Here is a 24,677-nt window from a genome sequence, read left to right on the forward strand (position 1 = left end):
AGCATAAGCGCCCGGCGGCGGGTGGGACCCTTCAGGCCCGCCGCCGGGCGCCCGCGCGGCGGCGGGCCGTGCGGTCCGTGTCAGGCCGCCACCCGTGCCATGTACGGTGCCCACTGGGGATCGCCGTGGTTCTCCCCGTTGATGAGCCGCCAGTGCATCCCGCGGGGAACCGTGGGTGTCACGTTCAGCTTCCAGCCAAGCTCGTCGAGCAGGCGGTCGGCCTTGCGGTGGTTGCACGGTTTGCAGGAGGCCACTACGTTCTCCCATACGTGCGCACCGCCGCGGCTGCGGGGGATGACGTGGTCGATGGTCTCGGCCCGCTTCCCGCAGTAGGCGCAGTGATTGGCATCGCGCCGCATCAGGGCGACCCGCGTCAAGGGGACGCGGCGCCGGTAGGGCACTCTGATGTAGCGTCGGAGCCGGATGACCGAAGGCACCGAAAGCGCGGTGGTGGCCGAATGCAGGGCGGTGCCGCCGGCGTCGCCGTGCACCACTTCGGCTTTCTCCCGAAGCACGAGCAGGATGGCCCGGCGCAGCGGTAGAGTCGTCAGCGGCTCGTAGCTCGCGTTGAGAAGCAGTACGTGGCGGTGTATTGTGCCACCCTCCGTACTGCTTGCGCGGCTCACAGCGTCTCCCGGACCGTCTGAGCAAACGGCCGTGTCTCTTCCCCAGCCAGCCGATCGGCCAGCCAGGAGGCCTCCTTGTCGACCGGCCGGACGACCGGTGCTGTTCGCGTTGCCACACGGACCTCCCGTGGGTGGTTCCCGCCGAGTAACGTCCCGCATTCAGTTTGCTTGGTCGGACCGCTCCGCCGCCACCCTAATTATGCGTAGGCAGCGAAAACCACCGGGTAACTCATGATCATCCACAGGTGACCCGGGCGCGCCTCGGCGCGCCGTTTGCGGCGGATAGAGTTCTGGGCATGCCTGAACCCCGCTATCCCGATGCCTCGCGCCTCGACGGCACAGAGGAACTGCACGGGCACCGCGTCGCCGACCCCTACCGCTGGCTGGAGGATCCCCGCTCTCCCGAGGCCAAGGAGTGGACCCGGGCGCAGGACGCCCTGTTCAGCGGGCAGGCGCAGCGGTGGACCGCGCGTGAGCCGCTCGCACGCGGCATCGAGGCGCTCATGGGAGCGGGCTTCGTCGGTGCGCCCGTCTGGCGCGGGCGGCGCTGCCTGTTCATGCGCCGCACGGCTGATCAGGAGCACGGCGTCCTCTACATCGCCGGACCCGCTCCCGGCGGTGATCCGCTCGCCGAGCGCGCGCTGATCGACCCGGTCGCGCTCGACCCCGGCGGCGCCACCACGTTGGACTCCTGGCGGCCCGACCAGGAGGGGAGACTGCTGGCGTACCAGCTCTCCGAAGGCGGGGACGAGGAGTCGCTGCTGCGCGTCATGGACATCGCAACCGGCGAGATCGTGGACGGGCCCGTCGACCGGTGCCGCTACTCGCCGGTGGCCTGGCTGCCCGGCGGCGAGGCGTTCTACTACGTGCGCCGCCTGCCGCCGGGCTCGGTGCCCGAAGGCGAAGAGCAGTACCACCGGCGCGTCTACCTGCACCGGGTGGGCACCTCCACCGACGACGACGTGCTGGTCTTCGGGGCAGGCCGGGACAAGACCGAGCACTACGGGCTCGGGGTCAGCCGGGACGGGCGGTGGCTGGTGCTGACCGCCGCACGCGGCACCTCGGCGAGCAACGACGCCTGGATCGCCGATCTCACCGAGGACGGCTGGGAGCGGCCGCGCTTCACGGCCGTCCAGGAGGGGGACGACGCCGAGGCGGTGCCCTCCGTGGGCCGCGACGGGCGGATGTACGTCTCCACCGACCGCGACGCCCCGCGCGGTCGGCTGTGCGTAGCCGACCCCCGCACGCCCGGCCCCGAGCACTGGCGCACTCTGGTCGCCGCCGACGCCGACGCGGTCTTGGAGGACTACGCGGTTCTGGACGGGCCCGAACTCGACCGAGGCGTGCTGCTGGTTTCGTGGGCGCGCCACGCGATCAGCGAGATCACCGTGCACGACCTGGCCACCGGCGAACGGCGCGGGTCGGTGGAGTTGCCGGGACTCGGCTCGGTGGGCGCCCTGCTGGAGCGCCCCGAGGGCGGTCACGAGGCATGGTTCGGCTACAGCGACAGCACTTCCCCGGCGGCGGTCCACCACTACGACGCGCGCACCGGCGAGGTGAGGTCGTGGGCCGCCGCGCCGGGCACTCCGGAGATGCCCGAGGTCCGCACCGAGCAACTGGTCTTCACCTCAGGCGACGGCACACCGGTGCGCATGCTGGTGGTATCTCCCGCCGGCGACCGGCAGCCGCGCCCCACGATCCTCTACGGCTACGGCGGATTCCGGATCTCCATGACGCCGGGGTACTCGGCTACCGCGCTGAGCTGGGTACGCGCCGGGGGCGTCTACGCGGTGGCGAACCTGCGGGGCGGGCTGGAAGAGGGCGAGGAGTGGCACCGCGCCGGGATGCTCGGGGCGAAGCAGAACGTCTTCGACGACTGCGTCGCGGCCGCCGAGCACCTCGTCGCCACCGGCCGCACCACACCCGGGCAGCTCGCCGTGATGGGCGGCAGCAACGGCGGCCTGCTCGTCGGCGCGGCCGTCACCCAGCGTCCCGACCTCTTCGCCGCGGCGGTGTGCTCGGCGCCGCTGCTGGACATGGTCCGCTACGAGCGCTTCGGGCTGGGCGAGCTGTGGAACGTGGAGTACGGCAGCGCCGACGATCCCGAGGCGCTGGCCTGGCTGCTGGCCTACTCCCCCTACCACCGGGTCACCGAGGGCACGGCGTACCCGGCGACCCTTTTCACCGTCTTCGACAACGACACCCGCGTGGACCCGCTGCACGCCCGCAAGATGTGCGCCGCCCTCCAGCACGCCACGTCGGCTCCGCTCGATGAGCATCCGATCCTGCTGCGCCGCGAGCCCGAGGTGGGCCACAGCGCCCGCTCGGTCTCGCGCACGGTCCGACTCAGCGCGGATCAGTTGGCTTTCCTGGCGCACCAAACAGGGCTGGACGCCGACGGCGGTTGACGTAGCGCAAGGCGAGGCGGGCCTCCGGAACGGCGACCCGCCGGGGCGGGTCGCCAAACGGGGTCAGAACTCGAACCGGCGCACGGTCTCCGTGTGGATGACGAGACGCACCTGGTCCTCGGCCAGGATATGTGCGAGATCCCCAGCGCGGGTCGGCTCGTCGGGACCCCAGTAGCGGGCGGCCAGGCGGGCGGCGAGCTCATGAGCTCCGTCGCCTTCCACCGTGGCGCGGCCTGTGAGTGACAACCAGCGCTCGCGTTCACCCACGGGGGCGGCGACGACGATCGAGGCGCGGGGGTCGCGGCGCACGCGCCGCACCTTGAGCGAATCCGGCCCCGTGAACAGCTGGATCCTGCCCTCGTCGGTCGCCTCGAACCACACCGGCCGGGGCTGTGGCGGGTTCGGCCCTCCGGCTACCGACAGGAACCCGTGCAGGGGACGACGGAGGAACGCGAGGTCCCGGGCGGTCAGCGAATAGGCATCGGTGCTCATCAGGCTCCTTCGGATAGGCCAGGACCGCTGGTTTCGCGGTCGGCTTTCGAGCAGCTCAGCCGCAGCCGGGCAGCTCGCTTTTCGCATCCATTGAACTCGGCCGATTCGGACAAGCCCATAGGTAGGAAGCCGGTTCGCCTGCGTATTCGTCTACCCTCGCTGGAGTGGACGTGTTCAGTGACCTGATCCGCCGAGTGCGAGCCCACGGCTCCTTGTTCGGCAAGTCGACCCTGACGGCACCCTGGGCACTGCACTTCGTGGACGGCGCGCCACTGACCCTTTGCACTGTGCTTGCCGGGGCGGGCTGGATCGTGCCGGACCACCGACCGCCCGAGCCGCTTCGCGCCCGCGAGACGATCGTCGTGCGCGGTCCTGCGACGTTCACCTTCGTCGACGAGCCCGACACAGCGGCCGAACCGATCGCGTGCGGCGAGCGCTGCACGACGCCGGAGCAGGGCGGCACCCGACACCGGCGAGGCTGGAACGACAACGGCGGGGACGGCGACGGCCTCAGCGCGACCACCCTGATCGTCGGCGCGTACCCGGTGCGCGGTGAGATCAGCCGCAGCCTGCTGGACGGGCTGCCCGCAGTGCTGCGCGCGGACGCAGGGGGTACGGGCGACGCCGTGCTGGACCACCTCGCCGCGGAGGTCGCCGTTGACGCTCCGGGGCGGCAGATCGTGCTCGACCGGCTGCTGGACTGGATGCTGGTCTGCACGCTGCGCGAGTGGTTCGAGCGGCCAGGCAGCGAGCGCCCGGCGTGGTGGGCCGCTCAGCGGGATCCGGTCGCCGGCGACGCGATGCGCCTGCTACACGCCGAACCGGCGGCACAGTGGACGGTTGCCGGGCTGGCCGAACGTATCGGGGTGTCACGTTCCACGCTGGCCAAAAGGTTCGCCGACCAGGTCGGCGAACCCCCGCTCACCTACCTCACCCGTTGGCGCATGACGCTCGCGGCGGACCTGCTCCTCGAGCAGGAGGCCGCGACGATCGCGGGCGTAGCCCGCAGCGTGGGCTACTCCGACCCGTTCGGATTCAGCGCGGCCTTCAAACGGGTCCGCGGCGTCAGCCCGAGCGAGTTCCGCCACGCGACGGCCACGCCCTCCCCGGCGGCCGAACCCCCCGGTCCAGCCCGCACCGGCTCGACCGACTCGGCCAAGTCCCCGTCGACCCGGTCGGCTCATGGCCGGGCCACGTAGCGGGACCGCCGGCCTGCCCCTCCGCGGCACCCCGGCCGATCCGCGTCGCCGACCCGGCCGATAGCGTGAGCCGCGGCAGCGTGTGCATTACGGATCGCAGGTGGGAGGACGTATCACCGTGGTGGAGGCCGCTATGCAGCAGGAGCCGTCCCGGCAGGCGCCGGACAAGCCGCGGCGGCACGTGTTCCACGCGCAGGTCCGCTTCGCCGACCTCGACCCGCTGAACCACGTGAACAACGTGCGGATGCTGACTTACCTGGAGGACGCCCGCATCGCATTCCTGCGCTGGGACGACGCCTCCGGCCGCCGCACCCGCCTGGGCGGTCTGGTCGTGGCGCGCCACGAGATCGACTACGTCAAGCCCATCCTGCTCCGCCGCGAGCCCGTCCGCGTGGAAACCTGGGTCACCGAGGTCCGCTCCGCGAGCTTCCGCCTGGCCTACGAGATCTGTGACGACGACCACACCTACGCCCGCGCGACCTCGGTCCTCGTCGGCTACGACACCGGCACCCAGTCCGTCCGCCGACTGGACGGGGCGGAGCGCGAGTTCCTCGACGAGTTCCTCCTGCCGGAGGGGTGAGGACCGCACCGCGACCACCGGGACGGCTTCCACCTCGCCAAGGGCTGGAAGTCGCCCCACCACTCCTGTCGGCGCCACGAGCGTGGCGGCGTCCGAGTAGACGTAGACAGGGCGGCCGGTACCGGCCATCCGAGCCCCCAGCAGTGTCTTGACCCGCGGTTGCGTACCGATCCTGCAGCGCAGCACATGTATTGCGCCGTCACGTGTCGTCACCGTATGTCTTCGATGGTTTCCATAATGCCATTTGGCGCAAGTGTCAGGAGCGCGCCGCGATGCGCGGGTTGCGCCCCTTTCAGGTCAGCGATAGGGGACGGTCGAACGTGAGTGGATGGGACATCAGCCCCGAGGGTGTCGGTTCAGTGCTGACCAGCGTAGGCGGCTACGTCGGCGACGAGGCGATGACCGAAGGGCTCACCGGCCAGATCGAGGACTTCGGCAAACACCTCCAGGACGCCGCTGAGGACGCCGCGAGCGAGCCCATCGCAACCGCTCTGGACGAGTTCCTCGACCATTTCGGTCCCAAGATGTGGGGCATGGTCGGCCGCACCTCCAGTGCCATCGGCGGAGCCGGCGAAGCCACGAAGGCCTACATGAACGGCAACCTCGACATGGCCGAGGAGGCCCAAGCCAACGTCGGCGACATCTCAGAGCTCGACCTCTAGACCGACAGCCCTGATCCGTATCCCCGCGGACCGTGCGGTCTCCGCTATCCCGCGGGGCTGGCCCCCTATGGACAACCTCGCCGCGGGGGCCCCACCCGCGGCCAAGGCTGGAGAACGGTGGTACCGCTGTGGCCGGTGACAATGGCGAACTAGATCCCTCGGCGATCTAGATTCCCAAGCTGAATGCCGATCATCTTGAGGCGGCGGCGAGGCTATCCAATGGGTGTTGAATTATAGGGAACTCACGAATTCTGGCTCCCATAGTTTGGTTTCCGCAAACCCCTTTGAACCATTGTTTTTGATGCATGAGCGCGGAAACCCATTTTCCCTCGATGCAACCGGATTCATCGAAGTCGATTTCATCGGAATCCTAAAGAAGAAACGGGAGGATCATCTCTTCATAGACCCCTTGGTATCCCTGGACAAAGCCGAGCTCGACCTATTGGACGCCTCGCAGACGCCGGAGTAAACCTACGCGCTTCACCTCCTATGCGCAGCCCTCCGCCCCGGACCGACGGTGCACCCCACGACGGTCTTGCATGGTTGTGCTGACTAGTCTGTCCTGGTGGGCAGTAGACGTTGGATCATCCTGGGAATCGCGGTCGTCGCTCAGGTGGCGAGTGTCGGTGCGATGTTCGGGGTTCCGTTCGTGCTGCCTGCGCTGCGTGAGGCATACGGGTTGAGCATCGCCCAGGCCGGGACGTTGGCGGGGCTGCCGGCCTTCGGGCTGCTGGTGACCCTGTTCGGGTGGGGCGTGGTCATCGACCGCTACGGGGAGCGGTTCACGATGACGGCGAGTCTGCTGTTGACCGCCCTTTGCCTCGGGCTGCTCGGCGTCGTGGACGGGGTCTTCGGGGTCGGGGCCGTACTTGTCGGTGTGGGGGCATCCGGTGGGCCGGTGAACGCCGCCGGAGGGCGGCTGGTGATGGCCTGGTTCGACGCGCGGCGGCGCGGGCTGGCCATGGGGATCCGGCAGATGGCCCAGCCTGTCGGAATGGGCGCGTCGGCGGCGCTGATGCCGCTGGTCGCCGAGCATTGGGGCTTCGTCGCCGCGATGCTGCTACCCGCCGGGCTCGCGCTGGTCATGGTGCCGCCCGTGGTGGTCTTCGCCCGGCCGCCGGAGCGTGGTGCTGCCGCAGCCGCCGAGGTCGGTCCCGCAGCGCCGCCCGCCGATGGGCCGACCGCCGCCACCAGCGACGAGAGCGCGAACCGGGACGGGCGGTCGGAAGGACCCGGGCGCTCCGCCGCAGCGTCCGGCGCCCACTCCCCCACCGCCTTCCGCTCCCGCTCCCCCTACCGGCACGCGGCGATCTGGCGCCTCCACGCTGTCAGCATGCTGCTGGGCGTCCCGCAGTTCTCCATGACGACCTACGCACTGGTCTACCTGGTGAGCGTGCACGGCTGGGCCGCACCCGCCGCCGGCGCCCTGGTCGGCGCGACGATGGTGCCCGGGGCGCTCGCCCGCCCCGTACTCGGCGTCGTATCGGACCGGCTGGGCAGTCGGCTGCGGCCCGTCCGCGTCCTCGCCGCCGCCTCCGGAACGGCGCTCGTGCTGCTCGCTCTCTCCGCCGGCGTCCTCCCCGCCGCCTCGGTCCCCCTACTGCTGACGTGCCTGGTGCTCGCGGTGGCCCACAACGGCCTCATGTTCACCGCCGTAGCCGAGACCGCGGGCCTGGCCTGGGCCGGGCGCGCGATGGCCGCACAGAACTCACTCCAGGCAGTCAGCAACACCCTCACACCCATGCTGATGGGCGTGGTCATCCACCTGTGGAGCATCGACGCCGTCTACGCCTGCGCCGCGGCCTTCTGCGCCGCGGCCGCAGCGGTCGCCTCACTCAGCCTGCGCCCAGCGCAGCAGGCCGGTGCTCCCGCTCCCTGACGGCGGCCTACTCCGGAGGGGTCTGGATGCGCAGCTCGGCCTCGCCGCCGGGGGTGTCGTCGGGGGTATTGACCATGCTGTGCGCCGCGTAGACGAGGTACTCCCAGAGCTGGCGGTCCAGCGCCTCGGGGAGTTCCAGGTCGTCGACGGCGGCGCGCATGTGGTGCAGCCAGTGGTCGCGTTCGCGCGAGCCCACGCGGAAGGGGACGTGCCGCATCCGCAGGCGGGGATGGCCGCGGCGTTCGCTGTAGGTGCGCGGCCCGCCCCAGTACTGCATCAGGAACAGGCGCAGCCGCTCCTCCGCGGGCCCGAGGTCTTCCTCCGGGTACAGCGGACGCAGCACGGGATCTTCGGCCACGCCCTCGTAGAAGCGGCGCACGAGGCGGGTGAACGCCTCCTCGCCGCCGACGGCCTCATAGAACGTCTGGGGTTCTTCGCGCGGGGAAGTCATAGTCGATGGTCACCCTATGCCGTGCCGACCGGGGATGCGAGCCCTCGCGGCCTCGGCCGTGGCCGCCCGGGCGCGGCGCGGAGCGCGCACCCGGGCGGATGCCGGAGGCCGGGGCTGCTCGTCAGCGGGTCAGCTTGCGGTGGGTCACCGCGTGCGGGCGCGCCGCGTCCGCGCCCAGCCGCTCGATCTTGTTCTTCTCGTAGGACTCGAAGTTGCCTTCGAACCAGAACCAGTCCGAGCCGCCCTCCCAGGCCAGGATGTGGGTGGCGACGCGGTCCAGGAACCAGCGGTCGTGGCTGGTGATCACGGCACAGCCGGGGAAGTCCAGCAGCGCGTTCTCCAGCGAGCCCAGCGTGTCGACGTCCAGGTCGTTGGTGGGTTCATCGAGCAGCAGCAGGTTGCCGCCCTGCTTGAGAGTCAGCGCGAGGTTGACGCGGTTGCGTTCGCCGCCGGAGAGCACGCCGGCCGGCTTCTGCTGGTCGGATCCCTTGAACCCGAACGCGGCTACGTAGGCGCGGCTGGGGATCTCGACGTTGCCGACCTTGATGAAGCTCTCGCCGTCGGAGATGACCTCCCAGACGTTCTTGTCCCCGGCGATGCGGCTGCGGGACTGGTCGACGTAGGAGATCTCCACGGTGTCACCGACGTTGATGGTGCCGGAGTCGGGCTTCTCCTCGCCGACGATCATCTTGAACAGGGTGGTCTTACCGACACCGTTGGGGCCGATGACACCGACGATGCCGTTCGGCGGCAGCGAGAAGTTCAGGTCCTCGATCAGCACCCGGTCCTCGAAGCCCTTGGTGAGGCTGTTGACGTCGACGACCGAGTTGCCCAGGCGCGGGCCCGGCGGGATCTGGATCTCCTCGAAGTCCAGTTTGCGGGTCTTGGCGGCCTCGGCGGCCATCTCCTCGTAGCGCTCCAGGCGGGCCCGGCTCTTGGTCTGGCGGGCCTTGGCGTTGGAGCGGACCCACTCCAGCTCCTCGGACAGGCGCTTCTGCCGCTTGGCGTCCTTCTGGCCCTCCACCTTCAGGCGGGCGGCCTTGGTGTCGAGGTAGGTGGTGTAGTTGCCCTCGTAGGGGTAGAGCTTGCCGCGGTCCAGCTCCAGAATCCAGGTCGCGACGTTGTCCAGGAAGTAGCGGTCGTGGGTGATCGCGATGATGGTCCCGGCGTAGGACTCCAGGTGGGACTCCAGCCACTGGACGCTCTCGGCGTCGAGGTGGTTCGTGGGCTCGTCCAGCAGCAGCAGGTCGGGCTGCTCCAGCAGCAGGCGGCACAGCGCCACCCGGCGCTTCTCGCCTCCGGAGAGGGTCGCGATGTCCGCGTCGGGCGGCGGGCAGCGCAGGGCGTCCATGGCCTGGGACAGTTGGCTGTCGAGATCCCAGGCGTTGCGGTGGTCCAGCTGCTCCTGGAGCCTGCCCATCTCGGCGAGCAGCTCGTCGGAGTAGTCGGTGGCCATCTTCTCGGCGATCTCGTTGAACTGCGCGAGCATCGACTTGGTCTCGGCGACCCCGTCCTCGACGTTCTCCAGGACGGTCTTCTCGGGGTCGAGGCGGGGCTCCTGGGAGAGCAGGCCGACGCTGTAGCCGGGCAGCAGCCGGGCTTCGCCGTTGGACGCGTGCTCGTCGCCCGCCATAAGCTTCAGCAGCGTGGATTTGCCCGCGCCGTTCGGCCCGACCACGCCGATCTTCGCCCCGTAGAGGAACTGCCCCGAGACGTCGTCCAGCACGACTTTGTCGCCGTGCGCCTTGCGCACGTTTCGCAAGCTGTAAATGAACTCCGGCATGTTTCCAGCCTAGGGCGTGGCCGCGCGTGCCACGGCCAGACAGCGGGGGCGGCGTTCACGGATCCTCCAGCGGCCAGGCGGACTCCAGCCGGTCGGCGGGGAAGCCCTGCCACGCCAGCCCGGCGCGCAGAGCGCGATGGACCAGTGCGGCCATCGAGTAGGAGGGGTCCGCTTCCCAGACGCGTTCGAGCGCGGCCTCCGCAAGCGCGGTGTCGCCCCGGGCCCAGGCTGTGACGGCCAGCAGCGCGCCGGGGGCGGGGCGGTAGCCGGGTTCGGCGTAGCGCAGCACGAGCCGCCACAGCTCCTGCTGAGCCGCGGCGTCCTCCTGGTCGATGAGCACCCACGCCTCGTCACGCACCCGCAGGCATGCCAGCAGCACACTCAGCCAGGCGATGCGGTCGGGATCCGCCGGCGGTTCGCCCCGGACGGCCGCCCCGACGGCCGCCCGCACCACCCGGGCCCCCTCGGCCCGGAACCGCGGGCCGAAGATGTCGCGTCCGCCCGGCTCGGCGCCGCTCCGCAGACGTGCCGCGCGTTCCTCGGCCGCGCGGGTGGACGCCCGCATCCGCTCGCGCCGCGCGCCCTCCACCGGCGCCAGGTGAGCGCGGACGTGCTCCCGGCTCGGCCAGGCGGTCAGGCCGTTGGCGACCGCCGTGGCCGCCACCGCCGAGACGGCGGGATCGAAGACTACACCGTCGGGCGGACAGCAGTCCGGCTCGTGACACAGGTAGGACCAGTAACGTCCCTGGTCCACCCGCAGGGCTTCGCGCACGGCGATGCCGGCACGCTCGGCTCCGGTTCGCAAGGCGTCGATCTGGCGGGTGACCTCGGCCGCGGGACCGTAGCCGGCCGCGAGCGCCGTTGTGCAGCCCTCGGTATACAGTGCGGCGGCCATGCTTTCGGCCGCCTCATCGACGGAGGCACCGGCTCCGGTGGCGAGATCGCGGCGCAGGGTGGTGTGCAAGCGGGGCGGATCACCCCGCAGGCCCAGCACGATCAGGGCTTCGCGCGGGTGGTAACCGAGGATGTAGGGGACCGCCGCGAGGATGTCGTGCGGTCCGGTGAGAGTGAGGCGGGCGGGGATCTGAGGTGACTCAGGGTTCTTTTTCATGAACCCACGGTCGCCGGGCGGGGCATGCCGCGGCAACGCCGGTTTCCGGGCTGTGGAGAACCGGGGGCGGCCCCAGCAGCTGCAGGGCTCCGGCGGCGTCGCGCCCCGCGTTTCCTACCGGTCGGACTCGGCGGCATCGGAGGCGGCGACGCTGGTGGCGGGGTGCGCGTCCGCGGACCGCGGGTCGTCGTCGACGACCGCGAGCTGGGCCGGAATGGCGGGGCGCGGCACCACCGGCAGGCACACGCGGTCCCGGCCGGCGCCTTTGGCCCGGTAGAGGGCGAGATCCGCGGCCGCGAGCAAGCCGATGAGATCGTCGCTGTGCACCCGCAGCACGGCCAGACCCAGCGAGACGGTGATGCCTACCTCCTCGCCGTCGGCGTTGATCTCCATGCGGCCCACCCGCAGCCGCAGGCGTTCGGCGATGCGGCAGGCCTCGGCCATGTCCGCGCCGGGCAGGAGCACCACGAACTCCTCACCGCCGAAGCGCCCGACGACGTCGCGCCTGCGCAGTTGGCCGGTGATCGTGGTGGCCACTCCTAGCAGCACGTGATCGCCGAAGAGGTGGCCGTAGGTGTCGTTGACGGACTTGAAGTGATCGATGTCGATGATGAGTACCGCCGCCGTCTGCCCCGCGCCGCGCACCCGGGCGAGTTCGGCGCCGGCCTCGGCCTCCCAGGTGCCCGCGTTGAGGAGGCCGGTCTTGGGGTCGGTACGGGCGGCCTTCTGCAGCTGCTCGAACAGCAGGCTGCGCTGCAGCAGCAGGACCGGGGGCAGGGCGACCGCCAGCAGCAGCGGCGACAGGCCGGTCACGATCGCCGCGGTGATGCCGGCGCACAGCTCGACCCCGTCGACCATAAGCGCCTCGCGGTCGGCCAGCAGCTTGCGCCAGGGGGCGCCCGTGGCGCTGAGGACCATCGCCGCGGCCACGGAGAGGTTGTTCAGCACTGTGAACACCACACAGCAGGCCAGCGCGACCAGCGCACCGTCGACCGTCGATACGGCGTCCTCGGTGACCTCCAGCGGCAGCGACACCCCGGCGGACCACCCGCCCGCTACGACGCTGTGGAAGAGCAGCGACGCCGCGAAACCCGAGACCGCCACCGAGGCGGCGTTGAAGACCCGGCGGTGCACGACCGCGCGCCGGATGCGGTACTGCAGCAGCAGGTAGACGGGAACGGGCATGAGGAGCGAGTACAGCGGGGGCAGCAGCAGGATCGCGGGCAGCCACCAGGCCCCCAGCAGGTCGCGTGTCAGCCCGGAGGGCTTGCCCAGGCGGCGCATGGCCTCCACACACAGCCCCGCACACACCACCAGCGCGCCGAAGGTTGCCACCTCCGCGCCGCGGATGGGCGTGCACGCCACCGCGCAGACGCCGAACAGCACAGCGCCGCCCACGACCGCGGCGATCAGGGCGATGAGACCGCGTGGCTGCGCCAACAGCGTCGAGGAGTCAGGAGGCCGCCGCCACAGCCGCTTGCGGTTCACCGCGCCTTCCTCGGCCACCGCCACCTGAATCTCCCCCGCTCGCACTCGGGACACCCAGCCTCCATCCCGGGTGAGGCCGCAAGGCGCGAGCGCCCCGCCTCATCCGGTGGCGTCTGCTGAGACCCCACTTTGCATCACAGTCAGTGACATTTTAATCGCCGATTGTGTAACGCTCAGGGAAACCCCGGATTCCGGCGCTGCGGAATCGCTCCCACAGGGGGGCGGCCACGGTCACCCCGTCCGCCACAGGCTGGGAAACCGCAGGTCGGAGGTGCTATCAACGACCGGCCACAAGGATGGGCGAGGGCTGCGGGACGGCGAAGGCACCGGGGGCCGAGCCCCTACCTCGGCACCCGAGCCACCTCCCCCGGTGTCCGTGGACGCCTGGATCGGTCCCGCTCCCGTGGGCGGCCGGGCCATACGGCTCGGATCCGCTACGCCGACTTGCCCTTGGCCTTGCCGGTCTGCCAGGTGACGGGTGGTCTTGACTGAGAAGCGGCGGCGGATGGCTGGGGCTGCGGTTGTCGGTTCGGGTGCCCGCCGGTGGCGGCGGCCGACGGGGCGGCGGCTCGGGTGTGCTGGGCGGCCTTGTGGTCTGCCGGGTGAAGGGTGGCCCGACGGGGAACGGCGGGCACCGAGGACGGCGCCGGGTCCGGTCCGCGGCCGACGCACCCGGTGCTCGCCGGTGGCGCGCCCGGCCGGGGGCGGCGTTGGGCCGCCGCGGGCCGGTCGGCGCATCTATTGCGCGGTTTCCGCTTCCGCCGGATTCCGGCCGCGGGTTCAGGGGGTCACCGGCTCCGCACGGAGGTGTTGTGATGAATACCCACCCCGGGGGGCGGCCCCCGCTGCCCGCCGAACACGAGCACCGCTTCTGGAGAGCGCTGCCCCGTGGAGCCTGCGTCACCGACGCCGCCGCGACCGTAGGCGTGTCGAGATCGCAGGGCCGGCGGTGGCTCGACCAGCGTGGCGGGGTGATGCCCCCACCTGCGGCGGGCCCGTCGACCCGGTCGCTGAGCTTCGCCGAACGAGAAGAGATCGCCCTGCTGCGCGCCGCGGACAAAGGCGTGCGCGAGATCGCGCGCCACCCCAGGACGCGTTTCCCGATTGGTCGGACTGGTACAACGACCACCGTCCCCACACCGGGATCGGCGGCCGCACTCCCGCCAGCCGCGTTACCAACCTCCCGGGACATCGCACCTATCCGACCGTGGCCCCCTTGGCGGTCGCCAGGGCCCGGCAGGACTCGGCGTAGCGGGTCATCTCCTGTTCGACGGGGGCGAGGATGCGCTCCTCGGCGAGCTCGCGCGCCCGCTGGGAGCTGCGCTGTTCGACCTGCTCGCGCCGCTGGGCCGCCGAGGCTTCGATCAGGTTGGCGCAGCCGGTACCGGTCAGCCACCCCGCCACCGGTGTGGCCACCGCCACCGCTGCGGCGAAGCCGAGGAACAGCGGGGTGTCCAGCACCGGCACGCCGGTCAGGCCGCCGGCGAGCCAGCTGACCAGGACCGTGAGGAACCAGAGGACGCCGGCGCCCGCGAGCGCCACGAGCAGGTACTGCAGCGCCTGTACCGCCCGCCACCAGGTCGGCGTGTCGTCGGGGTCGGGAACCGAAGCCGACACCGCTCCGCTGAGCTCATCGGGCAGCGTGTCGAGCCCGCTGCGCGCCGCCGCCCGAACGCGGCGCGGCCACGGCACGGGCAGCGATCCGGCGACGTGGCCGGCGACGTCGACGGCGGCCTTGTCGATGCCCGCTCCGTAAGCCTCGACGGGCGCGGCGCGCTCGGTTTCGCCACTGAAGCCGTCGCCGACCGACCGCAACGGGTCGCGACGCAGTTTGCGGGCCCACCGGCCGATCGGCCATCCCACCCGCCGTTCGCCCTCCCGCTGGTAGGCGGTCTCGGCGCTGTCGGCGATGGCCGCGACGCCGCCGGCGTCGACCAGGTCGTCGACGAGGCCGGAGCGCACCCGGTCGGGCACCGCGGTGCCGATTTCGTCCGGGTCGCCGTGGTAGCGCTCGAAACCCACGACGACGCGGTCGAGGTCGGCGACCAGCCGGTCGATCTGCGCCCGGCGCGCGGAGACGGTCTCGGCCAGCAGGGACCGCAGGCCGCGGATGCCCTGCCCGGTGAGCGTCGAGGTGGTCAGAATGCGCGGGTGCACCCCCGACTCGGTCTCCAGCAGCCGGCGCAGGTCCGTCAGCAGCTCCTCCAGCTCCTCGCGTTCGACCCGGTCGACCTGGTTGAGCACGGCGACGGTGACCGATCCGTGGCCGGTCATCTCGGCCAGGTAGCGGTGGTGGACCGCGGCGTCGGCGTACTTCTGCGGGTCCAGCACCCACACGAGCAGGTCGCAGGAGCCGATCAGCCGCGCCGCTTCGGCCGTGTGCTCGGCACGCACCGAGTCGTGGTCGGGCAGGTCCAGCAGGATGAGACCGGACAGCTCGGAGCTGGTCTTGTCCAGCTCGCTCGTACGCGAATGCCGGCTGCGCCGCGGCACGCCCAGCCAGTTCAGCAGGCCCTCGGCACCCTCGTTGCCCCACACGCAGGCGTGCACGTCGGAGGTGGTGGGCCGGGTGATGCCGACACGGGAGAAGTCCAGCCCGCACAGCGCGTTGAACAGCGACGACTTGCCGCTCCCGGTGCCGCCGGCCAGGGCGACGACGGTGTGCTCGCCGGACAGCCGCAGCCGGGCCCCGGCGTGGTCGAGCATGTATTGGGCGTGTTCGATGAGTTCGGAATCGAAATCGTCGGCGCCGATGCCCACGAGCGCCGACACCGCGTCCAGGCGGGTGATCAGCTGCTCACGGGTGACCTCCGGCATCGGTTCCCACAGGTCCTCGCCCGCGGTCGGCCGGAACTCCTCGTCGTCGCCGTAGGTGTCGTCGGCCCAGTACCGCGTACCGACCGTACCGCGGCCCTGCGGGCGCTCGGCCTGGGGCTCGGGTTCGGCCGACTCGGCCTGGCCGGCGGGTGCTCCGTGTGCTCCGACGACCGGCATCGGCCCGGTCCGGCGCCCGGCGATCATGTTGCTCTCGTTGACGTCGGCCAGGCTGCCCACCCAGTCGGCCAGCCGGTCGGGGTCGTCGGGGTCGCCGCGGCCGCCGGCGTCTCCGGCGGATTCGCGGCGCGGCGCCTCGGGTTCGGCGCGCGCGGCGGCATGGCGGCCGTGCGAGGGGCGTTCGGGGCCCTGGCTTTCAGCGGCCGCCGGGGCGCCCTGCTCCCGCCGGGCCTGGCGCGGACCGGACTCGGCCGAGTCGCGGACCGGGCGCTTCGGCAGCGGAGCGGATTCGCCGGATTCCGACTCCTCGTCCGCCCCAGCGGCTTCGTCCCCGTCCCCGGCGCCCGCGTGCAGCGGTCCGCGACCGCGGTCGGCGGGCTGCTCCTGCTCCGTGCCGACCTGCGGGACCGGCGCCGTGGGGGCGTCGTCTCCTGCTGCGTCGGCGCCGCCGCGCTGTTCGGGATCGTACGGTGCGTCGCCGGACTGCTGATCGACAGCGCGCCGGAGCGCGGGATAGGAGGACGGGGGCGGACCGACCGGCCGACTCGGCGGCCAGGCGTCGCCCGCGGGAGGCGCCCAGCCGGCGTTCGCCCGGTCGTTCTCGGGCACGACGTAGCCGTTCCACGCCTGCTCGCCGCTGCGCGCCTCCTGCCCAGAACCCGGTGCCTCGCCCTGCGAGGGGCGGCCGGTCTCGTGGTTCCCCGCCGCCTCCGGCTCCTCATCCGCGTGAGCCGGGTTCCAATGAGTCGTCATCGCGCAATCTCAAGGTTGTACGTCGCCTGATAGAGCTGGACCGCGTCGGCCTCTTCGGGCAGTTTGGCGGCGGCCAGCGTGTCGGTGAAGCGGGTGCGCTCCTCGTACAGCAGGGTTCCGATCCGCCGCCGCAGGTCGTCACGTGCCCGAGTACTGATGTTACGCAGTGAATCCGCGCCGAACACCCCGTTGAGCAGCTTGTTCGGCGAAGGGCCGGATCTGCGGTCGGACGCGGCGCCCGCCGCATCGAATCCGAGCAGCTCGACGATCAGCACCAGCGTGAACGCCTGCTTGTCGAAGCTGAGCACTCGGGCGACCGAACGCTTGGTGGCACCGTCGGCGGCGATCATCTCGCCGACTCCGCCCATCCACTCGGCGACGGCGGATCCGACCCGCTCGATGAAGGCGGTGGGCAGCCCGCGCCCGCCGGCGCGCTCGGCCAGGGCGTCACCGCCGGGAACGGCCTCCCAGCGGTCGGCGACCTCTTCCACGGCGCGCTCGGCCGACGCGAGCACAAGCGACTCCAGGCCGTCGTGCACGGCGCGTTCCAACCCGCGCACGCGCGACTCCTCGTCCTCGTCCCCGCGCGGCTTGCGCTTGCCGCGGGAGCGCATCATCCGCATCAGCTCGCCGCTGGACGCGATGTCCTGCCAGCGCGCCAGCAGGTTGCCGCGCATCAGCGAGCCCTCGCGGAGGGCGTCGTCGATCTCGGCGCCGGCCCTCTCGTAGGCCGATTGGACGGCCGCCTCCAGACCCCGCCGCGTCTCGACCTGGACTTCCACCTGCTTGGCGAGGTCGGGAACGCGGGTGCGGAAGCTGTCGATGACGCCGATGAAGGTGCGCAGGGACACCCGGTCACGCTGCACGAGGTCGCCGGCGACGTCGGCCAGGTAGTCGCGTACCGGGTCGGCGACGTTGGAGGTGAAGCGCTCGCCGGAGATCTGGTCGGTCTCGGGGATCGCGAAGCGGATGGCGTTGCCCAGCCCGTTGGCCTCCAGCATCGCGCCGAAGTGCTCGACGAGCTGGTCGCGGCCGCGTTCGGGTACCCGCGAGAGCACTACCGCCAGTGAGGTGTTGCGGTCGCGGGCGACCTGCAGGAACTCCCAGACGCGGGCGTCGGCGTAGCGGCGGCTGGTGGTGACGAAGACCCACAGGTCGGCCGCGTCGAGGAACTTGGCGGCGAACTCGTGGTGGGCCGAGACCGCCGAGTCGACGTCGGGGGTGTCCAGCAGTGCGACGCCGCGGGGCATGGCCTCGCTCGGCGCCAGCACCAGCATGCCGTCCTTGCCGGGCATGGCCAGGCCCTGCTGGCGCACACGGGGCAGGGTGGGCAGGAAGGTCGCCTCGCTGAACCAGTCGGCGTCGGCGGGGTTGCAGGCCAGTACCGGGCTGTTGGTGGTGGGCCGACGCACCCCGGTGGTCGTGACCTGCTCCCCCACGAGGCTGTTGACCAGCGTGGACTTGCCCGCACCGGTGGAGCCGGCCACGGCGATCAGCAGCGGGGTCTGGGGGCGGCGCACGCGCGGGAGGACGTAGTCGTCGAGCTGGTGCAGGACGTCGCGGCGTGCGCTGACGCCCTCGTCGGCTCCGGGCAGGCCTTCGGCGAACTCGATGCTGCGGATGCGGCTGCCGAGGTGCTCCAGAACCTTCTCGAATCGGGCGTCGAATGAATCGTCGCCCCGGTGTCTGGCGCCGTTGCGCTCGTCGGCGTCGGTGTTGGCGCGCTCATGGCGCCCATGGGCGGCCCGGTGCCCGTCGGCCCCCTCGGCCGCGCGGGGCCCGGGTCGGCCCGCCCCTGTGGCTTCCGGCATCGCGGACGGCCGGGACATAGCGCTTCCGCCCTCCTCATCGGTCGTCGCGGTCACAAGATGCGATTCCCCTCGGGTGGGTCGCCGACGGCGTCATCGGCGGAGGCGCTGCCGGCCCCCGGCTCCGCACGCCCCATGTGCAGTATGTCAAGTTCCCCGGCCACGTCGACCACTTCTCCGATGACGATCACGGCCGGAGGGCGCACCGCAGACTCGCGGACCACGCGCCCGACGGTGGCGAGCGTGGCCCTCACCGTGCGCTGGGTGGGCATCGTGGCCTCCTGGACGAGCGCGACCGGGGTGTCCGGCTCGCGCCCGTGCTCCACGAGGGCGGCGGCGATGGCCTCGATCCGCTCCACGGCCATCAGTGCCACGACGGTACCGCCTGCGCGGGCCAGTCCGGCCCAGTCGACGCTCGACCGCGGATCGTCCGGCGGGACGTGCCCCGAGACCACGTGCACGTCCTGGGCCACTCCGCGGTGGGTGACCGGGATCCCGGAGGCGGCGGGCGCGGCCAGGGCACTGGTGATTCCGGGGACGACGGCGACGGGCACGCCCGCGGCCGCGCACGCCGCGGCCTCCTCACCGCCGCGCCCGAACAGGAACGGGTCGCCGCCCTTGAGGCGGACGACGAACCGGCCCGCGCGGGCGTGCTCCACCAGGGTGTCGTTGATGTCCTGCTGGGTCATCGCCCGGCCGTAGGGGATCTTGGCGGCGTCGACGATCTCCACCTCGGCCGGCAGCGCCTCCAGCAGCGAGTTGGGGGCGAGGCGGTCGACGACGACCACGTCGGCCTGGGCGAGCAACTGCCGCCCCCGCACGGTGATCAGCCCGGGGTCGCCGGGGCCGCCGCCCACCAGCGCCACACCCCGGTGGCGCTCGCGCCCGCGCCGGGCGTCGAGGGTCCCGTCGGCCAGTCCTTCGACGACGGCGTCGCGCAGCCCGGCCGCGCGCCGGGGGTCGCCGTTGGCGACTACGCCGACGCTGACCCCGGCCGCGCCGCCGGTGGCCGGGGTCCAGGCGGCCGAGGCGTGGCGGTCGTCGGCCCGCACGCACCACACCCGCTCGGCCTCGGCCTCGGCCGCGACGGCGGCGTTGGCCTCGGGCGAGTCGGTGGCGGCGTGCACGAGCCAGAAGCGACCCAGTGCCTCCTCGGCGATGTCGCCCGGCCGGAACTCGCGCCGGTGCCAGGTGATGCGGCCGGCCTCGGCGAGGCCCTCCAAGGTGGCGGTGGCCTCAGGGGCGACGAGCGTGACCCGGGCCCCGGACTCCAGCAGGACCGGCACCCGGCGCTGGGCGACCCGGCCGCCGCCGACGACCAGGGCCTCGCGCCCGTCCATCCGCAATCCGAGAAGATAGGTCACCGAGGCTGCCCTCCAGATTCGCGCCGTGCTCCCTTTAGGTCTCATCGGGGCGCGCCGGCGCCCGCGCCCTCGCACGGATCACGGGTCGCATGGCGCGATTCCCGCATGCCACCGTGTCAAACGGGGATCACGCTTTGGTTTCGGCACCGACCGGCGCATCCTGTGCCGCTTTCACTCTAATATGCGCAAACGAGTCAACCCCGCTCGGAGACGCCCGCCGAATCGAAGGTCGCGACGTTTCGCAGTGCGCGCACCGACCCCTGCAGGATCGGTAGCGCCAGGAGCGCGCCCGACCCCTCGCCGAGCCGCATCTCCAGGTCGACCAGGGGACGCAGTCCGATGTGCGACAGCACCGCGGCGTGTCCGGGCTCGGTGGAGCGGTGCCCGGCGAAGCACGCGTTCAGGCACAGCGGTTCCATCGCCGCCGCGGCCAGCGCGGCGGCGCCGGCGATCACCCCGTCGAGGAGCACGGGGACCCGCAGGGCCGCGGCGCCGAGGATGAACCCGCTCAGTGCGGCATGCTCCAGACCGCCGACGGCCGCCAGCACGCCCACGGGGTCGGCCGGATCGACAGCGTCGGCGTTGGCGGCCAGACCGCGCCGCACCACGTCGATCTTGTGCTCCAGCATCGCGTCGTCGACGCCGGTGCCGCGGCCGGTGACGTCGGCGGGGTCGGTACCGGTGAACGCGGAGATGAGGGCGGCGGAGGGGGTGGTGTTGGCGATGCCCATGTCACCGGTGACCAGGCACCGGTTGCCGGCCGAAACCAGATCGCGGGCGACCTCGATGCCGGCTTCGACGGCGTAGTCGACCTGGGTGCGGCTCATCGCCGGGCCCCGGGTGAAGTCGGCGGTGCCGCGGGCGATCTTGCGCGGCAGCAACCCGGGAACCGTCGGCAGGTCGGCGGCCACGCCCACGTCGACGATGGTGACCTCGGCGCCCACCTGCTCGGCGAACGCGTTCACCACCGCGCCGTCGGCCAGGAAGTTGTGCACCATCTGGGCGGTGACGTCCTGGGGCCAGCCGCTGACCCCCTGAGCGTGGACACCGTGGTCGCCGGCGAAGATCGCCACCGCCGCGGGCTCGGGGATCGGCGGTGGGCACTCGCCTACGAGGCCCGACAGCCGTACCGAGACCTCCTCCAACACGCCCAGGGATCCGGGCGGCTTGGTCATGGCGGCCTGGCGCTCCTCGGCTTCGTTGACCGCACGCTGGTTCAGGGGGCCGATGGCCGCGATCGTCTCCTCCAACAGACTGGTGGCCTTCTCGCCGGGCAGGCCCCGGCGGCCGTAGTGGTCGCGGTGCACCGCCCAGTGCAGCGGGCGGCCGCGCGCCCAGCCGCCCATCGCGAGTTCGGGTTCGGGCGGGAAGTCCTCGACGTAGCCCACACACAGGTAGGCGACGACTTCCAGGTGCGGCGGCAGGTCCAGCGACTGGGCGAGCTCGCGCTCCTCGAAGAAACTGACCCAGCCCACGCCCAGGCCCTCCGAACGCGCGGCCAGCCAGAGGTTCTCGACGGCCAGCGCCGTGGAGTAGGAGGCGGTCTGCGGTTGGGAGTGGCGGCCCAGCGTGTGCCGGCCGCCGCGGGTCGGGTCGACGGTCACCACGATGTTGACGGGGGTGTCCAGGATCGCCTCGACCTTGAGCCCCGAGAAGGCGCGGGCGCGGGCGCCGGGCAGCGCCCGGGCGTAGGCCTCGCGCTGTTCCTGGACGAGTTTCTGCACGCGGTCGCGCACGTCCTCGTCCTGGACGAGGATGAAGTCCCAGGGTTGGGAGTAGCCGACCGACGGCGCGCGGTGGGCGGCGTCGAGGACGCGCCGCAGCACCGGGTCGGGGATGGGGTCGGCCCGAAAGCCCATGCGCACGTCGCGGCGCTCGCGGATGGCGCGGTAGACGGCTTCGCGCTCTGCGTCGGCGTAGGCGTGCTCGCCGGGTTCGGCGGCGTGGGCGGGCTCCTCCGGCTCGCGCGGCTGGTCGCCGGCGCGACTCCGGTGGTCGCCGCCGCTCTGGTCGGCCGGGTCGTCGGAGTGCTCCGGGAAGGAGGCTGCGGCGTGTGCGTTCACAGGAGATTCGTCTTCGCTCGGGGTCGGGGGTCCGGGGGCGGCGCCGCTGGAGGCGCGCGCGTCGTGCGCGGGCGGCGGCGCCGCCCCGCCGGTGGAGGCGCCGTCGGCGGGGTCGGGGCCGGGAGCGGCGCTACCGCCGGTGCTTCGGGTGGGGGGAGCAACGGGGGCCGACGGCGCGGTCCGGGAGGGCGGCGGGTACTGCGGCGCCATCGGGGCGGGACGGGCACGGGTGCGGGGCGCGTCGGCGCGCTCGTCCGCGCGGGCGTGCGCGGGTTCGTGCTCCGGTCGGTTGCCCGGAGTGCGGTAGGGAACGGGCTCCGCAGCGGGTTCGGCCGTCTCCCGGGGTCCCGGGGCGGACTCGGGGTCCGGCTCGTGGCGGCCCCCATGGGTCGGCTCGGTCTCGCGCGGGGAACTCCCGGTCTGCCCCGGGGCGGTCGGCTTCGCAAGCTCGGAGAGGCGTCTGGCCCACCGCTCGGGCTGGGGCCGGCGGGAGGGCTCGGGTTCCGGCGCCGCCCCCTGACGGGCCGTGGAACGCTCGCCCTCGCCCATCTCGCCGCCCTCGTCGGCTTCGCGGGATTCACCCGGCTGCTCGTGGCGGGCCTGCGCCGGCTCCGCGGTGCGCTCGTCGCCGGCGCGTTCGTGGCCCCCGCCGCGGAAGGGGATCACGTTGGGCTGCTCCGAGCGCCCGCTCCGGGGTCCGCCACCCCCGCCGTGTCGCCGGTCCTCCGGCGTGGTGAAGGGGTTGGGGCGCTGCTGCGCCGGGCGCCGGCCCGAGGACGGCGGCGCGGCGCCGGAGCCGGAACCGGAGCCGCGCCCGGTCTCGGGCAGGTCGTCGAGAAGCCCTTTCGACGAGGGGTCGCCCTCCTCGTCGGCGCCTCTTCGGCGCCGGTGGTCCTCACCGGTCATCTCGTCCCCCCAAGGCGCGCCGGCGGCACCGGCCGGCTGTCGGCAGCAGTGGACACACACGCATCGCCGTTCTCGCGACTCCGCGGACATACCCGCCGCACCACGGCGACTTCACAGCAACTCACAGCAACTCTGCCAGAGTTCGCGTCAGTCGGAGAGCCGTCGGCCGCTCGCGAACCGCCACGCGCAACCAGTTGGGGCCCAGACCGGGGAAGGTGTCGCCGCGCCGGACGGCGATTCCGGCCGCGCGCAGCCGCTCGCGCAGCCGTGCCCCGTCGTCGGCCTCGGCCAGCAGGAACGACGCCGACGCCGCCGGCGTGACGCGCAGCCCGCAGGCGGCCAGGTCGGCGGCGAGTTCGGCGCGCTCGCCGGCGAGCCGGCACGCCCACTCTTCGGCCTCGGCGAGTGCCTGCGGCTCGCAGCAGGCGACGGTCGCCGCGAGGGCGGGCGTCGAGACCGACCACAGCGGCTGCGCCTCGGCCAGGCGGGCCGCCGTCTGCGCCTCGGCCAGCACATAGCCCGCGCGCAGCCCGGCCAACCCCCAGGTCTTGGTCAGGCTCCGCACGACCACCAGGCCGGGCACGCCAGCGCGGTCGGCCAGCGACTCGGCCTCACCGGGCACGCAGTCGGCGAAAGCCTCGTCGACCACGAGCGTGCGGCCGGGCCGGGCCAGGGACCGCAGTGCGGCGGCCGGGTGCAGCACCGAGGTCGGATTGGTCGGGTTGCCCACCATGACCAGGTCGGCGTCGGCGGGGACGGCGCCGGGGTCCAGTTCGAAGCGCGGTGCCTCCAGCACGACGCGCTCGACCGGGTGTCCGGCCGCGCGCAGCGCCGCCTCCGGCTCGGTGAACTGGGGATGGACCACGACCGCGCGCCGCGGGTGCAGCACCCGCGCCAGCAGCACGAAAGCCTCCGCCGCCCCCGCGGTCAGCAGCACCTCGGAGATGTCGCGCCCGTGGCGGCGGGCCACCGCGTCGCGGGCCGGCGCCGGGTCGGGGTAGGCGGCGACGTCGGCCAGCGACGCCGCGATGCGCTCGGTCAACCAGGTCGGCGGGGTGCCTTCGCGGACGTTGACGGCGAAGTCGAGCAGGCCCGGGGCCGCCTCGGAGTCGCCGTGGTGGTGCAGGTCGGGCTCCGCCCGCCCGCCGGCGCTCAGACCCGACTCCTCAGTGGCCATGCCCGTGCCCATGGCCGTGCCCGTGGCCGTGCGCGGGGTCGTCGGGGTGGTGGTGCGGCGTCTGGGCTGCCCCGACCTTGTCCTCGAAGCCGGGCAGGGCGATGCGGTAGACGCAGGTGTCGCAGTTCATCCGGATGTCGCCCGCACGGGCCTCGTCGTAGCGTTCGGCGATCACGTCGGCCAGCCCGTCGCAGTCGCCGATCACCGGGCCGCAGCGGACGTCCAGCTCGGGGTTGGCGCCGGCGAAGTCCAGCGTCTGGTCGGCGACTCGGTCGGGCAGCACACCGGAGAACAGGAAGTAAGGCAGCACCACGATGCGGCGGGCGCCCAGGCGGCGGATGCGCTCCAGTCCCTCGGGCACACTCGGCCAGGCCAGCGAGATGAACGCGGGTTCGACGAAGTCGACGCCGCGCCCGGCCGCGTGGCCCTCCTGCAGCAGCCGCGCCACCTTGCACACCTCGGCGTTGGCGTCGGGGTCGGTGGAGCCTCGGCCGACCAGCAGTACGGCGGTGCCGCCCTCCGCTCCGTCGGAGGCGCCGGCGGTCGCGGGGGCGGATTCGCCGAGGACCTCGTCGAGGCGCTCGGCCAGCAGGCGCAGCACCGTGGGGTGGGGGCCTAGCGGACGTCCGTAGACGTAGTCGAGTCCGGTGTGGCGCTCCTTCTCGCGAGTCAGCGCACCGGGGATGTCGCCCTTGGCGTGCCCGGCCGCCACCAGCATCATCGGCACGGCGACGACGCTGCGGTGGCCCTTGGCGTAGAGGTCGCCGACGGCCTCGGTCAGCGGGGGCGGCGAGAGTTCGATGAATCCCCCGGCGACCTCGCGGTCCGCGAAGCGGCGGCCCAGGCGCTCGACGAACGCCTCGAAGTCCGCGACACCCTTGTCGTCGCGGGTTCCGTGTCCGACCAGCAACAGGGGAGGCTGCATCCGATTCC

At 72.5% G+C, this 24,677-nt stretch carries 17 protein-coding genes and 1 pseudogene; 6 read left to right on the forward strand and 12 right to left on the reverse strand.

The genetic code is table 11. From position 1 onward, the window contains the following. Positions 1 to 80 precede the first annotated feature (80 nt). Positions 81 to 626 (reverse strand): HNH endonuclease, encoded by a 546-nt coding sequence (locus tag EKD16_RS17655; RefSeq protein WP_207391334.1) that lies wholly within the window; start codon positions 624 to 626, stop codon positions 81 to 83. A gap of 296 nt (positions 627 to 922) precedes the next feature. On the opposite strand from EKD16_RS17655, the gene EKD16_RS17660 reads away from it, so the two are divergent. Continuing rightward, entirely contained in the window at positions 923 to 3,034 is a 2,112-nt protein-coding gene (locus tag EKD16_RS17660; RefSeq protein ID WP_131099393.1) for a prolyl oligopeptidase family serine peptidase, read from the forward strand. 63 nt (positions 3,035 to 3,097) lie between these two features. Here the strand turns inward: EKD16_RS17660 and EKD16_RS17665 are convergent, their stop codons facing one another. Then, entirely contained in the window at positions 3,098 to 3,526 is a 429-nt protein-coding gene (locus tag EKD16_RS17665) for a pyridoxamine 5'-phosphate oxidase family protein (RefSeq protein ID WP_131099394.1), read from the reverse strand. A 164-nt stretch (positions 3,527 to 3,690) separates the two neighbouring features. On the opposite strand from EKD16_RS17665, the gene EKD16_RS17670 reads away from it, so the two are divergent. From EKD16_RS17670 to EKD16_RS17685, 4 genes are all read left to right on the forward strand, one after another. After that, complete coding sequence (locus EKD16_RS17670; protein ID WP_131099395.1) at positions 3,691 to 4,725, forward strand: AraC family transcriptional regulator; 1,035 nt, start codon at positions 3,691 to 3,693, stop codon at positions 4,723 to 4,725. Positions 4,726 to 4,858: 133 nt separating this feature from the next. Further along, the gene (locus tag EKD16_RS17675) at positions 4,859 to 5,305 is read left to right on the forward strand and encodes an acyl-CoA thioesterase (RefSeq protein WP_131102732.1); all 447 of its coding nucleotides are present in this window, start codon (positions 4,859 to 4,861) and stop codon (positions 5,303 to 5,305) included. 320 nt (positions 5,306 to 5,625) lie between these two features. Then, a complete protein-coding gene (locus EKD16_RS17680; RefSeq protein ID WP_131099396.1) occupies positions 5,626 to 5,967 on the forward strand; it encodes a DUF6507 family protein in 342 nt (113 codons plus the stop codon). A 565-nt stretch (positions 5,968 to 6,532) separates the two neighbouring features. After that, a complete protein-coding gene (locus tag EKD16_RS17685) occupies positions 6,533 to 7,846 on the forward strand; it encodes an MFS transporter (RefSeq protein ID WP_341351841.1) in 1,314 nt (437 codons plus the stop codon). Between the two features lie 7 nt (positions 7,847 to 7,853). Here EKD16_RS17685 and EKD16_RS17690 read toward each other — a convergent pair whose 3' ends face one another. The 4 genes from EKD16_RS17690 to EKD16_RS17705 form a co-directional block, all read right to left on the reverse strand. Beyond that, the gene (locus EKD16_RS17690) at positions 7,854 to 8,297 is read right to left on the reverse strand and encodes a globin (RefSeq protein ID WP_131099398.1); all 444 of its coding nucleotides are present in this window, start codon (positions 8,295 to 8,297) and stop codon (positions 7,854 to 7,856) included. Positions 8,298 to 8,418: 121 nt separating this feature from the next. Next, positions 8,419 to 10,080, reverse strand: a complete 1,662-nt coding sequence (ettA, locus tag EKD16_RS17695) for an energy-dependent translational throttle protein EttA (protein ID WP_131099399.1) — start codon at positions 10,078 to 10,080, stop codon at positions 8,419 to 8,421. Positions 10,081 to 10,135: 55 nt separating this feature from the next. Then, complete coding sequence (locus tag EKD16_RS17700) at positions 10,136 to 11,191, reverse strand: DUF4192 domain-containing protein (RefSeq protein WP_131099400.1); 1,056 nt, start codon at positions 11,189 to 11,191, stop codon at positions 10,136 to 10,138. A gap of 114 nt (positions 11,192 to 11,305) precedes the next feature. Further along, positions 11,306 to 12,724 carry a sensor domain-containing diguanylate cyclase gene (locus tag EKD16_RS17705; protein WP_394347346.1) on the reverse strand — a complete coding sequence of 473 codons (1,419 nt, stop codon included), beginning with the start codon at positions 12,722 to 12,724 and terminating at the stop codon, positions 11,306 to 11,308. Between the two features lie 929 nt (positions 12,725 to 13,653). Here EKD16_RS17705 and EKD16_RS17710 point away from each other — a divergent pair. Next, positions 13,654 to 13,752: pseudogene (locus tag EKD16_RS17710) on the forward strand (helix-turn-helix domain-containing protein); the annotation flags it as partial. Positions 13,753 to 13,876: 124 nt separating this feature from the next. Here the strand turns inward: EKD16_RS17710 and EKD16_RS17715 are convergent. The 6 genes from EKD16_RS17715 to EKD16_RS17740 form a co-directional block, all read right to left on the reverse strand. Then, positions 13,877 to 16,426 carry a GTPase gene (locus tag EKD16_RS17715; RefSeq protein WP_131099401.1) on the reverse strand — a complete coding sequence of 850 codons (2,550 nt, stop codon included), beginning with the start codon at positions 16,424 to 16,426 and terminating at the stop codon, positions 13,877 to 13,879. Continuing rightward, on the reverse strand, positions 16,423 to 18,255 hold the full coding sequence (locus tag EKD16_RS17720) for a dynamin family protein (protein WP_131099402.1): 1,833 nt from the start codon (positions 18,253 to 18,255) through the stop codon (positions 16,423 to 16,425). The genes EKD16_RS17715 and EKD16_RS17720 overlap by 4 nt, the downstream gene beginning before the upstream one ends. Before the next feature lie 32 nt (positions 18,256 to 18,287). Further along, positions 18,288 to 19,598, reverse strand: coding sequence for a uroporphyrinogen-III C-methyltransferase (cobA, locus tag EKD16_RS17725; protein ID WP_131099403.1), 1,311 nt, complete (start codon positions 19,596 to 19,598; stop codon positions 18,288 to 18,290). Positions 19,599 to 19,792: 194 nt separating this feature from the next. Next, positions 19,793 to 22,567, reverse strand: coding sequence for a nicotinate-nucleotide--dimethylbenzimidazole phosphoribosyltransferase (gene cobT, locus EKD16_RS17730; protein WP_207391335.1), 2,775 nt, complete (start codon positions 22,565 to 22,567; stop codon positions 19,793 to 19,795). A 121-nt stretch (positions 22,568 to 22,688) separates the two neighbouring features. Further along, a complete protein-coding gene (cobC, locus tag EKD16_RS17735) occupies positions 22,689 to 23,744 on the reverse strand; it encodes an Rv2231c family pyridoxal phosphate-dependent protein CobC (protein WP_131099404.1) in 1,056 nt (351 codons plus the stop codon). Then, positions 23,734 to 24,669, reverse strand: a complete 936-nt coding sequence (locus EKD16_RS17740; protein ID WP_131099405.1) for a sirohydrochlorin chelatase — start codon at positions 24,667 to 24,669, stop codon at positions 23,734 to 23,736. Before EKD16_RS17740 ends, cobC begins: the two co-directional genes overlap by 11 nt. Positions 24,670 to 24,677 lie beyond the last annotated feature (8 nt).

It is taken from the genome of Streptomonospora litoralis (genome assembly GCF_004323735.1).
Lineage (GTDB): Bacteria > Actinomycetota > Actinomycetes > Streptosporangiales > Streptosporangiaceae > Streptomonospora > Streptomonospora litoralis.